This window comes from Micromonospora sp. R311, assembly GCF_056780015.1.
Map to the genome: position 1 here is coordinate 116,327 of NZ_JBSWCE010000009.1, position 12,090 is coordinate 128,416.

Below are 12,090 nucleotides of genomic sequence, written 5' to 3' on the forward strand. Positions count from 1 at the left end.
CTCGACGACGCGGACACCCGGCACGGTCAGGTAGACGGCACCTCGGTCACTCGCGGAGAACCCGTTCGCATTGACCGAAGGACACGTCATGAACCCGTACCTCAAGCGGCTGCGTGAGCAGTACGAGGCCCTGCGCTCCGGCATCGAGGGCCTGCAGACCCGCGCCGCGGCCGAGAACCGCGACCTGACCGAGACCGAGCTGCGGTCGGTCACGGAGCAGGGCGAGCAGGGCAAGGCGCTGCTCGCGCAGATCGAAGAGCTCACCGAGATCGAGACCCGCAACGCGAAGGTCTCGGAGATGAACGCCACGATCGACCAGGCCCTCAACGGCGGCGGCGACGCCGGCGGCCAGGGCGATCAGCAGACCCGGTCCACCCGGGTCGCTGGCGGGGCGACCACGAAGGACCGCGACCCGGGCCACTACACCCGGTCCAGCAGCAACTCGTTCTTCCGTGACCTCCACCTGGCCCGCACCAACTCGGACGAGCAGGCGCAGCGGCGCCTGGTCGAGCACAACCGGGCGCTGTCCACCGGCGCCCACGGCCCGGGCATCGTCCCGCCGAAGTGGCTGACCGAGGAGTTCGAGGAGCTGGCCCGGCAGGGCCGCGCGCTCGCCTCGGCGGTGCGGAACATTCCGCTCGGCGACGACCCGCGGCCGATCACCCTGCCGAAGCAGACCGCCGGCACCGACGCGGTCGTGGCCGAGCAGGCGTCGGAGAACACCGCCGTCGGCGGGGCCGACGCGTGGGACTCCGACGTCGACACGGTCACGCCGAAGCCGACCGCCGGCAAGCAGACCGTCTCCCGGCAGATGCTCGACATGTCCTCGCCGGCGGTCGACGCGCTGATCTACGGCGACCTGATGTCGGTCTACAACTTCCAGATCGAGGCGAAGGTCGGCACCGCGATCAAGGCCGCCGGCGTGGCGCTGACCGCGCTGGCCACCGAGGCCGCGTTCGACAGCGGCGGCGCCGACTCGGTGGTTGACCTGGCGATCGGCGTGCGGAAGGCCCGCAAGCTGCCGGCGAACATCCTCGCGATGACCATCGAGCGGTACGGCGAGTTCCTGAAGCTGAAGGACTCCAGCGGCAGGCCGCTGATCGCTGAGGAGACCGCCGGGCAGGCGATGAACGTCATCGGCGTCGGCTCCGTCGCCGTCGACGGGCGGGTCCGCGGCCTGGGAATCATCGCCACCGAGGGCATGGGCACCGGCGCCTACCCGGACACCTACGCCGCGGTGCGCGCCTCGGACGTGCTGCTGTTCGAGACCGGCACGATGCGGTTCCGGTTCGAGGAAGTGGCCGGCCCGGAGTCGATCGTCCTCGGTATCTGGGGCTACGCCGCGGTGCTGGTCCGGCAGGGCACCCGGTCGGTGCGGCGCATCAACGTCACCGCCGCGGTCTGACCGATGGCCACCTGGCCGCCGGAGCTGGCGGAGTTGAAGCACGAGATGAAGCTGCCCGCCGCCGACAGCGCCGACGATGACCGCCTCCAGGCGTACCTGGACGCATCCGTGGCGTTCGTGCAGCGGGTACGCGGCTCGGCCTTCAACTTCGCCGGCGACGTCGGGTCGGACCTGCCCGACCCGACGGCCGACCTGCGGCTGGGCACGCTGCGTCTGGCGATGCGGTGGCAGATCCGCCGCCGCTCGCCGGACGCGCTGATTCAGCTGGCGGAGATGGGCGCCTCCCGGGTGCCCAGCTTCGACCCCGACATCGACCGGCTGCTGGGCATCGGTCGTTTCGCCGGGCCGGTGTTCGCGTGAGCGCCATCGCCGACGCCGCCGCCGCGGTCGTCGCCCGGCTGACTGGGCTCGACGGTGTCCTGCCCGAGACCGACCCTGGCGCGTCGATCAGCCCGCCGGCCACCGGGGACGGCGCCGGCGGCGCCGTCGCGGTGCTCGGGCCGCCCGCGCTGCTGTGGGAGTCCGGCTGCCCGGGCCCGACCTCGGCGCGGTTCCTGGTGTACGTGGTGGTCGACGCCAGCGACCGGGCCCAGCCACGGCTGTGGGAGCTGGTGCCGGTCGTCGCCGCGGCGCTCGACGGCGACCCGGACACCGCGGTGCTGCGGGCCGACCCCGGCGCGTACCTGACCGGCGGCGTGGAGCTGCCCTGCTACGAGATTCAGATCGAGGTGTCGCTGTGAGCGTGCACAGTCGGAAGATCAAGCTGATCGAGTTCTCACTCGGCGCGGTCAGCTTCGAGTGCCAGGTGCAGAACTGGCAGGTGCTCAACAACACCCCCGACGGGGAGCGGTACTACACGCAGTGCCCGGCCGGGGAGTTCCGAGAGGACCCGGAACCGGACTACGCCCTGGAGCTGACCGCGTTCGCGGACTGGCGTTCCGACGGCCTGTCGGACTGGCTGACCCAGCACGACGGGGAGCGGGTGGCGTTCACCCTCGACCACCACCCGGACATTCCCGCCGAGCACGTCCAGTGGTCCGGGTTCCTGACGGTGAAGGCCCCGTCGGCGGGTGGTGATGCCCGCACCACCGAGCAGACCGAGGTGACGATGCAGATCGAGGGCAAGCCCGTCTACACCCGGGTCGGTGCGTGATGGCACGGGCTTCGCAGGCCACGCAGCAGATCATCCGGGACGGGCTGGTGCCGGCGTTGACCGCGCCGACCGTGGACGGGGACATCGTCGACTGCGGCGCAGTGGCGCTGATGGTCACCAACGCCTCCGGCGCACCGGTCACCGTGACCGTTCAGGCGACGGCGTCGCAGGACGGCCTGGACGTCGAGGACCTGGCCGTTGCGGTCGCCGCCGGGACGACGGCGCTGGTCGGTCCGCTGCCCGCGCGTACCTTCGGCCAGCCGTCCGGGTCAGTGGACGCCGGCCGCGCCTACGTCGACTACTCGGCGGTCGCGTCGGTGACCCGAGCGGTGGTGAGTTTCTGATGTTCACCTTCACCGTGAGCCCGGACGGCGGCGAGAAGTTCGAGGTGGCCGCCGGCACCCGGGACGTCCTGAAGTGGGAGCGCACCACCAAGGGCGCGTCGATGGGCCAACTGAAGGACGGCGTGCGGATCACCGACCTGTACAAGATCGCGCACATCGCCGCGGTCCGGCAACGCCTGTTCACCGGGCCCCTCGCGGAGTTCGAGGAGACCTGCGAGCTGGAGTTCGAGGAGGACGAGGAACCGGACCCTACCCAGCCGGCTCCCTGAGCCGGTACCTGGTCGCTCTGGCCATCGGCACCGGCATCCCGCCGAGCGTGTGGGCGGCCGAGGGCGAGCGGGCGATCGTCACGGCCCACGACCTGCTGGCACGCCAGCACCGACAGGCCAGCCAGGACGGCCAGCAGATGAGCGGATGAGGAGGGCACATGGCGAAGAAGGGCTTGACCATCACCCTCCACATCGAGGGTGTCCGGGAAACGCTTGCCGCGCTGCGGAAGCTGCCGAAGGATGCCGGCGGCGAGCTGCGCGACGCGTCGCTGCGGCTGTCGCAGACCCTCGCCACCCGCGTGCAGACCGCGGCCCGGGCGGAGGGCCGCCAGGCGGCGATCCTCGCCCCGACCGTCAAGGCCCGCCGTGACCGGGTGCCGTCGATCGTCGCCGGCGGCAGCAAGCGGATCGGCCGCAACCGCAAGCCCGCCTACAAGCTGCTGTTCGGCTCGGAGTTCGGCGCCAGCCAGGACGGCCGGTACAGCCTGCGGCAGTTCCGCCCGCACCTGGGCCGCGGCTCGTACTGGTTCTTCCGCTCTGTGGAGGACAACGAGGCCACCATCAGCCAGCAGTGGCGGCAGTCCGCCGACGCCGTCGTGGCGAAGTTCTCCCGGGACGGTGACTGAATGGCCGGCGAGCGGACGATCCGGATCAAGTTCGACGGCACCGCCAAGGGCCTGGCCAAGGCGGCGGCCGACGCGGCCAAGCAGATCGACAAGACCACCTCCGGGATCGAGAAGAAAGCCGGCGCGTTCGCCCGCATCGGGCAGAAGATTGGCCTCGACCTGACCAGCGGCATCTCCGGGGCGTTCAAGTCGGCGCCGCCGCAGGTTCAGGCAGGGGTGGTGGCGTTCGCGGCGTTCGTCGCGACGACCATGTCCGCCGCGGTCGGCGCCGCGCTGACCGCCGGGATCCTCCTCGCCGTCGGCGGTGGGGTGCTCGCCGCCGGGATCAAGGCCGCGTCGAACTCGCCGCAGGTGAAGGCCGCGTGGAAGCGGTTCGGTGACCGGGCGCAGAAGGTGTTCGACGGGTTCGGTAAGCCGTTCGAGGGGCCCTTGGTGCGGGCCGCGGACACGTTCGGCAACGCCATCGAGCGGATGGGGCCGACACTCAGGCGGATCGGTGAGCTGACCGCCCCGATCATCGACAAGCTGGTGCCCGGGATCACCAAGCTGGCCGAGAACGCGCTGCCCGGGATCGAGAAGTCCCTGCAGGCGGGCCAGCCGCTGTGGGACACCCTCGCCCAGCACCTGCCCAGGATCGGCACCGCGATCGACAAGTTCTTCGCATCGATCGCCGAGGGCGGGCCGGGCGCGAACAAGTTCCTCGGTGACTTCCTGACCTGGCTTGAGGGCATCATCATCGTCCTCGGCAAGGTGATCGGCTGGCTGGCGAACCTGTACGGCAAGGCCCGCGAGGTGTGGATCGGTATCGGTGGCGTGTTCGTTGCCGGGGTGCGGGTTGTCCTCGCCGTCCTCGGGAAGATCATCGGCGGGGCGGCGGCCGCGTTCGGGTGGATTCCCGGCATCGGGCCGAAGCTGAAGAACGCGGCCAAGGAGTTCGCCGAGTTCCAGAAGAACGCGAACCACGAACTCGACAAGATCACCGGTAAGACGGTGCACGTCGACGTGTCGCTGCGCGGCATCAAGAACCTGGAGGAGCAGGTCGCCGTCCGGCTCGGCCGGAGGGCGTCGGGTGGCCACACCCAGCCCGGCCGCTCGTACCTGGTCGGTGAGAACGGGCCCGAGGTCCTGACGATGGGCCGCTCGCCGGGCTACGTCACACCCAATTCGTCCCTCGGGCCGCAGGTGTTGGAGGCGCACATCGAGATCGGCGGCGAGGTCGTGCGGGTGGTGCGCACGGAGCTGCGGGAGCACGACCGGCAGTTGAAGCGGCGCGTCGGCGCCGGGGCGGGGAGGAAGTGAGGTGGCCCTGTCCCTGACCTACGACCCGCAGCTGTCCCGGGTGCGGATCTCCGCGGACGGCCTTGGCAGCGTGGTGCCGGTGCGGGTGGAGCGGTCCACCGACCAGGTGCGCTGGTCCACGGTGCGCGGCGGGTACGAGGTGCTGCCTGTGGCGGGTGTCGCCCAGGTCGATGACTACGAGTTCACGCCGGACGTGCCGAACTACTACCGGGTCGTCGGGCCGACGGCGTGGGACGAGTTCGCTCGGCCGCCGCTGAACGCGAACCCGTTCTTCGAGACGAGCGCCTCGTCGTGGACGGCGTTGGGTGGCACGGTGGCCCGGTCGACGGCGCAGGCGCATGAGGGGGCGGCGTCGCTGCTGCTCACCCCCGACGGGGTGGCGGCGAGCGCGGAGGCCCGCTCGGAGAACGTGCCGATCACGGCTGGGACGACGTATCGGGCGTCGTCGTGGGTGCGGTCGGCGGTGGCCCGTGACGTCGTGGTGGGGATCATCTGGCGTGACGGTGGCGGCGCGTTTCTGTCCTCGTCGGCGACGACGGTGGCGGTGGCGGCGAACACGTGGACGCTGATCACGCACGACGCGACCGCTCCGGTCGGTGCCGCGCAGGCGATGATGCAGGGCGCGGCTCTGTCCGGCACTCCGCCAGCGTCGAACACTGTGTACGTCGATGAGGCGACGCTGCGGCCGTTCGGGTTCGGTACCGCGCCGTCGGGGCAGCCGTGGCAGCATTTCGGGTCCGCGTCGGCGTTCGTGGCCGCGAACGGGGTCGGCCAGCACATTCACAGTGCGACGAATCAGGGCCGGATCAGTGTGATCGACGTCGGGTCGGACGCGCGGGTGCGGGTGACGTCGAGTGTGCCGGCGGTGGCGCAGCCTGCCGGTACGTCGTTGTCCGTGTACGCCATCGCCCGGTTCGTCGACGACGCGAACTTCTACCAGGCCCGGTTGGCGTACATCCCCGACCTGAACATCACCTGCTCGATCCGCCGCCGGGCCGCCGGGGTGGACACCACCCTCGCGTCGATCGTCTTGCCCGGCATCACCCACGTTCCGAACACCCGCTATGTGGTGGAGCTGGACGTGGCGGGCAGTCTGCTGCGCGGCAGGGGTTGGCGGGAGGGCGACACGCCGCCGTCAGACTGGCAGGTGGAGGCGACGGACACGACGTTGACGGCGGGCACGAAGGCGGGCATTCGCACGATCATCGACGCCGGGTCGACGAACACGATGCCGTTCACCTACACGCTCGACGACTTCGCGGTGGCATCGCCGGAGACGACGGTGTTCACCGGGTCGATCACCCCGTCGCTCGGTGGGCTGGTGTGGCTGAAGAGCATCGCCCGGCCGTTCCTCAACCGGCCGGTCACCGTCGCCGACTACTCCGACGTCGAGCGGCCGGCCCGCAACGGGGTGTTCGACGTCGTCGGCCGAAGCCTGCCCGTCTCGGTCAGCGACGTCCGCGGCTCCCGCCGGTGGACGCTCGAAGTCCTCACCGGCACTCCGGGGGACGCCGACGACCTGGACCTGATGCTCGCCTCCGGTGACGTGCTCTTCGTGCACGCGCCGGCCGGCACCGGCGTGCCGGAGGGGTACGTGGTGGTCGGTGACACCCGGCAGCGGCGCACGTCGCGGCTCGGCCCGCGGCGGGTGTTCGAGCTGCCCTGCGTGGAGGTCGCCGCGCCGGGCCCGGACGTGGTCGGGTCGACGGTGACCTGCCAGACGGTGCTGAACACCTACCCGACGTGTCAGGCGGTCCTCGACGCGCACGACACGATCCTGAGCCTGATGGACCTGGTCGGCTCGCCCGAGGATGTGATCGTCCCGTGAGGCCGGTCAGCGACGCGTTCCTCCAAGCGGTGCGGGGCTCCCACCAGATGGTGGCCACCGCTCGGGTGGTCGCGCCCGGGCAGATCGGCGTCAACCCGGCCGGCACGGACATCCCGATCCTTGGCGGGGACGTGCAGCTGGACGCGTCGCAGGAGACCCGGTCGACGCTGGAGCTCCGCACCGACGGTGACCGGAGGTGGCCGACCCGGGCGGTGGATCTGCTCGCCCCGTACGGCAACGAGATCCACGTGCGGCGGGGCGTCAAGTTCGGCAACGGCCGCACCGAGTGGGTCAGCCAGGGGTACTTCCGCATCTACACGGTGGAGCAGGACGACGCCCCGACGGGCCCGATCACCATCCAGGCCCGGGATCGCATGTCGGGGATCGTCGACGGCCGGCTGACGGGGCTGCGGGCGTTCTCGGCGTCGACGACGTACGGGGCGGTGGTGTCGGCGCTGGTGACGGAGATTTACCCGTCGGCGGTGATCGAGTGGGACGACGCGATGAGCGGGCAGGCGATCGGCCGGCAGATCCTCGCTGAGGAGGACCGGTACGCGGTCCTCGACGACCTGGTCACCAGCGTCGGGAAGATGTGGTGGTGGGACCACCGGGGTCACCTGGTGATCCGTACGCCGCCGGCGACCAGCAGCCCGGTGTGGGAGGTCAGCCACGGTGAGAGCGGGGTGCTCGTCTCCGTCGGCCGGCGGCTGACCCGGGACGGTGTCTACAACGCCGTGGTCGCGGTGGGCGAGGGCATGGACACGACCAGCCCGGCCCGGGCGGTGGTCGTCGACGCGAACCCGCTGTCCCCGACGTACTGGCACGGCCAGTTCGGCAAGGTGCCGCGGTTCTACTCGTCGCCGTTCATCACCACATCGGCTCAGGCCCGGTCGGCGGCCGCCGGGATGCTGGCCCGCCAGCTCGGGCTGCCGTACGCGGTGGACTTCGCGGCCGTGCCGAACCCGGCGCTGGAGCCGGGCGACCCGATCCGGGTGACCTACCCGGGCCGGTCGGAGGTGCACGTGGTCGACCAGCTGGTGGTGCCGTTGACCGCGGAGGCGGCGATGTCCGCGGCCACCCGGGAGCAGACCACCGTGCTGTTGGGAGGAGCCTGATGTCGTACCCGTCTCACGACCTGGCGCCGGTGCTGGCCGCTGCGCCGCCGCCGCCCGGGCTCGGCAAGCGGCAGGGCACCATCCGGGAGTGGAACCAGACCACGGCCGAGAACGTGGTCGAGGTCGATGGGGTGCTGGTCGAGAACCTGCCAATCCTGAACACCAGCGAGGCGACTCAGCTGAAGGCCGGTGACGTGGTGACCATCCTGACGAGCGGCGGGGCGGCCTCGTCGTGGGGGATCCTCGGCCGGTACACCATCCCGGGCACGCCGGAGGCTGCGTCCGCGCTCGCCGCCGTGTTCTCCCGGATCATCGCCGCGTCCGACCCGGCCGAGGGAACCCGTAACGCCATCAGCTTCGGCGACTTGACCGGGGCGGCTGTTGGCCCCTCCGTCACCACCGCGATCTCGTCATCGGGGCGGGCGTTGGTGCTGTGGACCGCCGACATCGGCAAGTCCGATTCGTTTCAGCGGTTCACCACCGGCGGGGTGTCGGTCGCCGTGTCCGGGGCGACCACGATCCCGGCCGATGGCGTCTACAGCCTCGGCCACTTCTTCGAGTTCCCCGGCACGGGGGCTGCTACCGACGCGCTGGTCGCTGGCGGGAATCAGGGGGCGATGATGCACCTGTTCACCGGCCTCAACCCGGGGTCTACGACGTTCACGATGAAGTACCGGAATCGGGCGGCCGACAGCGGTATCGGGCCGGTCGATTTCAGCTCGCGGGAGATCGCGGTGTTCGCGCTATGACCAGGTCAGGGGTTGGGCCACACGTTGTACGTGCAGCCGTCGCCGAGCAGGTAGTTGGTGTCGCGCATGACCGGCGCCGGGCCCGAGCCGGGGCATTCGGCGTGGTCGTGGCCGAGCACGTGCCCGAGTTCGTGGAGCACGATCCACGCCCGCTGGTCCTCGAGGGTGCCGCCCGAGGCAGCGAACCGAGGGCCGAGCGTCGTCCACGCCTCCACGGTGACGACCACCAGCTGGTCCTCGGGCCAGGCGCGGCCGATCGTGCCGGGCATGGGCTGCGTGCCGTAGTCGCCGGGTCGCACGATTCGGACGGTGACGTGTTGCAGGTCGGCGCGCCAGCCGCGCGGGTCGTTGACCATCCGTTCGACTTCGGCCTCGGCCTCGGCCGGGTCGACGTCGACCCCGGGTGCGACCTCGACGACCGGCGGCGCGTACCGCACGGGCGCCGGCGCGGCGGCGGCCGCCCGGGCGCGGTGGTCGTCGAGCACGTCGATCCACACCAGCGTGGCGGCGGCGGTCAGGGCAGCCGCCAGCACGCCGGTGGCCACGACCAGGCGTCGCATGATCACTCTCCGATCAGTCTGTTGTGGGCGATGGTAACCGCCCCTGTCCACCGGGAGGCATGAATGCCGGCCAGTACCTCGACATACGGGTTCCCCTACCTGGAGAACGCGGTGGACCCGCCGGACATCGGTGGCGCCACACAGGACCTGGCCGAGGCGGTCGAAGCGGTCCTGTCCGACGGGACCAAGACGCTGAACCCGGGTGCCATCACCAACCAGGCGAAGGTCGCGGTCACCTACCAGAACGGCTGGGTGGACTGGGGTGCTCCCTTCCAGGGCGCAAGGTACTGGAAGGACAAGAACGGTGTCGTCCACCTCGACGGATTGATCAAGAACGGCGCGCTCAACGTGGCCGCCTTCACCCTCCCTGCCGGCTACCGCCCGGCGAGCACTCTGGCTTTCCCGACCATCACCAGCTCCAGCACCCTCGGCCGTGTCGACGTGGAGTCCTCTGGAGCGGTGAAGGTGATCGTCGGAGCTACCACCCTCGTCACGCTGTCGGGCATCAACTTCAAGGCCGAGCTGTGACGCTGGCACCGCGGAATCTGCTGGCCGTCCGCCGGCTGCTGCTCGACGAGTTGGGCCCGCACGGGCTCGCGTCGGCGGAGGTCGGCATCGTCGGCGACTCCGCGCACTGGGGCGGCTATCACTGTGGCCGGGACCGGGTCGTGGCCGGCGACTACTCCGTTGTCGAGTCGAGCCGGGACCGCAACGGGCTGACCGACCACGCCGCCGGCTTGGACGTGGGGACGTTCTCCGTCCGCTCCGCCGGCCGGACGCACACCCTGATGTCGTTCTCCAACTGGTGCGTCGGCCAGTGCGCGGCGAACGCGCCGGACACCCGCGACATTCGGGAGATCATCTACAGCCCCGACGGGCGGACGGTGAAGCGGTGGGACCGGCTCGGCCGGCGCAGCTCCGGCGACGACTCGCACCTCTACCACACGCACTTCAGCTTCTTCCGCGACGCGATCAAGGCGGGCCGCGACCAGACGCCGCTGTTCCGCCGCTACCTGACCACCATCGGCCTGTTGGAGGACGACGACATGACCCCGGAAGAGCACGCCTGGTTGGAGACGATCCACCGGAACCTGACGCGGCTGGACGGCCGGAACCCGGTCGGGCAGATCTACACCCGGATGGCGATGGGTGAGGACCACACCGGCGCGGACGTCCCGGCCCACCCGACGCTGGCCAGCCTCGCCGACCAGCTGCGCCAGCTCGCGGAGCGGCCGGCTGTGGCCATCGACTACGACCAGCTGGCCGACGCCATCGTGCGGCGGGCGGTCGCCGGGCCCGCGTCGTGAGCGAGCTGTCCCCGCTGGGGCCGGTGCAGATCACCGCGCGGGAGATCTACGACCAGGTGGTGTTGCTTCGCGACACCGTCAACAAGCTGGTCGACCAGAACGTGAGTCACGCCGGCGACGTGCGGGACCACGAGTTGCGCCTGCGGTCGCTGGAGGCCCGGCAGTGGCCGCTGCCGGCCGCCGCGGTGCTGCTGTCCCTCGCCGCGCTCGGCAGCGCGGTGCTGCCCCAGCTCGTCAACTGAAGGAGGTACATCGTGCAGCCCACCATCGGCCGCATCGTCCACTACACGCTCAGCGAGACCGACGCCTCGCTGATCGCCAGCATCCGCCACGCCAGCCACGACACGTCGAAGGCCATGCGGTGGAACGCCGTCAGTCCGGGCGACACCTACCCGGCTCTGGTCGTCCGTACCTTCGGCGGGTCCGCCGCGAACCTCAAGGTGCTGCTCGACGGCGATGACACCTACTGGGCCACCTCACGCTGCGAGGGCGAGCCCGGCAAGTGGGGTCACTGGGTGTGGCCCCCGAGAGTCTGAGGAGGCTCACGCATGGAGTGGAAGCCGTACGCCAAGGCCATCGTCGCCGCCCTGCTCGCCGGACTCGGCGCGCTCGGCACCGCCCTGGTCGATAACACTGTCTCCCCGGCGGAGTGGGTGGGCGTCGCCGGCGCGACGCTCGCCGGGCTCGGCATCGTGTACGCGGTTCCGAACCGGCCCGCGCAGTAGCAGAACGGAGAGCGCCCCACCTGGCTCCGGCCAGGCGGGGCGCTTCGCTGTGGTCAGACCGGCTGGACGGCCAAATACCGGCGGACTGTCCGGGCGGACACACCGGCCGTGGCCGCGATCTCGTCCCTGTCCGCGCCCGGCTTCGCGGCCATCGCCGCGGCAATCCGGACCGCGGTATCCGGGGCGATCCCCGACCGGTTGGCCAGCGCGGTCGATCCGGTCACCGGCGCGGCCGGCACGGCGGCCAGGCTGGTGTCCGTCGCCCGCTCGGTGGCCGGACCGGCTACCGGCCTGGCTGACCCGGTCAGCATCTCAACGACCAGCAGCAGGGCCAGCGCTGGCCACGCCGAGATGACCCTGGCCACCAGGTCGTCCGGGGCGGCCAGGACGTTGGCCACGATGCTGGCCACCACACCGACCACGAAGGACACCCGGGCGGACAGCCTGGCCGGCCGGCCGGCGGCCCGGTCATCGGCCATCACCGCCGACGCGACGATCAGCATTCCGTCCACGCTGATCGGCAGCAGGTTGGCCAGCAGCGGCGACTGGCCATGGCCGGCGGCCAGGTCCCGCATGTGGGAGTAGGACGCGACGGCCGCCACGCCGGCGACGACCGCCGCCGAGCCGCCGCGTGCGGCGCGGGACGCTAGGGGCATGATGGGCATGGGTCAGACCTCCAGTGTCTGATCAAGGGCCCGGCCAGCGGTGGC

At 71.1% G+C, this 12,090-nt stretch carries 18 protein-coding genes; 16 read left to right on the forward strand and 2 right to left on the reverse strand.

The window, feature by feature from the left end:
* Window positions 1-88: 88 nt before the first annotated feature.
* The 11 genes from AC1WTP_RS10075 (at window position 89) to AC1WTP_RS10125 (ending at window position 8,788) form a co-directional block, all read left to right on the forward strand.
* On the forward strand, window positions 89-1,405 hold the full coding sequence (locus AC1WTP_RS10075) for a phage major capsid protein (RefSeq protein ID WP_481648946.1): 1,317 nt from the start codon (window positions 89-91) through the stop codon (window positions 1,403-1,405).
* 3 nt (window positions 1,406-1,408) lie between these two features.
* Entirely contained in the window at window positions 1,409-1,765 is a 357-nt protein-coding gene (locus AC1WTP_RS10080) for a hypothetical protein (protein WP_481648947.1), read from the forward strand.
* Window positions 1,762-2,145: a hypothetical protein gene (locus AC1WTP_RS10085; RefSeq protein WP_481648948.1), complete on the forward strand. Its 384-nt coding sequence runs from the start codon at window positions 1,762-1,764 to the stop codon at window positions 2,143-2,145. The genes AC1WTP_RS10080 and AC1WTP_RS10085 overlap by 4 nt, the downstream gene beginning before the upstream one ends.
* Window positions 2,142-2,558 (forward strand): hypothetical protein, encoded by a 417-nt coding sequence (locus tag AC1WTP_RS10090; RefSeq protein WP_481648949.1) that lies wholly within the window; start codon window positions 2,142-2,144, stop codon window positions 2,556-2,558. The genes AC1WTP_RS10085 and AC1WTP_RS10090 overlap by 4 nt, the downstream gene beginning before the upstream one ends.
* Window positions 2,558-2,902, forward strand: a complete 345-nt coding sequence (locus tag AC1WTP_RS10095; protein WP_481648950.1) for a hypothetical protein — start codon at window positions 2,558-2,560, stop codon at window positions 2,900-2,902. Before AC1WTP_RS10090 ends, AC1WTP_RS10095 begins: the two co-directional genes overlap by 1 nt.
* Entirely contained in the window at window positions 2,902-3,171 is a 270-nt protein-coding gene (locus AC1WTP_RS10100) for a hypothetical protein (RefSeq protein WP_481648951.1), read from the forward strand. The genes AC1WTP_RS10095 and AC1WTP_RS10100 overlap by 1 nt, the downstream gene beginning before the upstream one ends.
* A 158-nt stretch (window positions 3,172-3,329) precedes the next feature.
* Window positions 3,330-3,797, forward strand: a complete 468-nt coding sequence (locus AC1WTP_RS10105) for a hypothetical protein (protein ID WP_481648952.1) — start codon at window positions 3,330-3,332, stop codon at window positions 3,795-3,797.
* Complete coding sequence (locus AC1WTP_RS10110; RefSeq protein WP_481648953.1) at window positions 3,798-5,096, forward strand: hypothetical protein; 1,299 nt, start codon at window positions 3,798-3,800, stop codon at window positions 5,094-5,096.
* A gap of 1 nt (window position 5,097) precedes the next feature.
* Window positions 5,098-6,924 carry a carbohydrate binding domain-containing protein gene (locus AC1WTP_RS10115; RefSeq protein WP_481648954.1) on the forward strand — a complete coding sequence of 609 codons (1,827 nt, stop codon included), beginning with the start codon at window positions 5,098-5,100 and terminating at the stop codon, window positions 6,922-6,924.
* A complete protein-coding gene (locus AC1WTP_RS10120; protein ID WP_481648955.1) occupies window positions 6,921-8,039 on the forward strand; it encodes a DUF5047 domain-containing protein in 1,119 nt (372 codons plus the stop codon). The genes AC1WTP_RS10115 and AC1WTP_RS10120 overlap by 4 nt, the downstream gene beginning before the upstream one ends.
* A gap of 29 nt (window positions 8,040-8,068) precedes the next feature.
* Window positions 8,069-8,788, forward strand: a complete 720-nt coding sequence (locus AC1WTP_RS10125; RefSeq protein ID WP_481648956.1) for an RNA-binding protein — start codon at window positions 8,069-8,071, stop codon at window positions 8,786-8,788.
* A 5-nt stretch (window positions 8,789-8,793) separates the two neighbouring features.
* Here the strand turns inward: AC1WTP_RS10125 and AC1WTP_RS10130 are convergent, their stop codons facing one another.
* Window positions 8,794-9,348, reverse strand: a complete 555-nt coding sequence (locus AC1WTP_RS10130) for a zinc metalloprotease (protein WP_481648957.1) — start codon at window positions 9,346-9,348, stop codon at window positions 8,794-8,796.
* A 63-nt stretch (window positions 9,349-9,411) separates the two neighbouring features.
* On the opposite strand from AC1WTP_RS10130, the gene AC1WTP_RS10135 reads away from it, so the two are divergent.
* The 5 genes from AC1WTP_RS10135 to AC1WTP_RS10155 are packed head-to-tail and all read left to right on the forward strand — an operon-like array spanning window position 9,412 to window position 11,380.
* Window positions 9,412-9,876: a hypothetical protein gene (locus tag AC1WTP_RS10135; RefSeq protein WP_481648958.1), complete on the forward strand. Its 465-nt coding sequence runs from the start codon at window positions 9,412-9,414 to the stop codon at window positions 9,874-9,876.
* Entirely contained in the window at window positions 9,873-10,655 is a 783-nt protein-coding gene (locus tag AC1WTP_RS10140; RefSeq protein ID WP_481648959.1) for a hypothetical protein, read from the forward strand. Before AC1WTP_RS10135 ends, AC1WTP_RS10140 begins: the two co-directional genes overlap by 4 nt.
* Window positions 10,652-10,897, forward strand: a complete 246-nt coding sequence (locus AC1WTP_RS10145) for a hypothetical protein (protein WP_481648960.1) — start codon at window positions 10,652-10,654, stop codon at window positions 10,895-10,897. The genes AC1WTP_RS10140 and AC1WTP_RS10145 overlap by 4 nt, the downstream gene beginning before the upstream one ends.
* Window positions 10,898-10,909: 12 nt before the next feature.
* Window positions 10,910-11,191: a hypothetical protein gene (locus AC1WTP_RS10150; RefSeq protein ID WP_481648961.1), complete on the forward strand. Its 282-nt coding sequence runs from the start codon at window positions 10,910-10,912 to the stop codon at window positions 11,189-11,191.
* 12 nt (window positions 11,192-11,203) lie between these two features.
* Window positions 11,204-11,380 (forward strand): hypothetical protein, encoded by a 177-nt coding sequence (locus tag AC1WTP_RS10155; protein WP_481648962.1) that lies wholly within the window; start codon window positions 11,204-11,206, stop codon window positions 11,378-11,380.
* A 53-nt stretch (window positions 11,381-11,433) separates the two neighbouring features.
* Here the strand turns inward: AC1WTP_RS10155 and AC1WTP_RS10160 are convergent, their stop codons facing one another.
* On the reverse strand, window positions 11,434-12,045 hold the full coding sequence (locus AC1WTP_RS10160) for a DUF2637 domain-containing protein (RefSeq protein ID WP_481648963.1): 612 nt from the start codon (window positions 12,043-12,045) through the stop codon (window positions 11,434-11,436).
* Window positions 12,046-12,090: the final 45 nt, after the last annotated feature.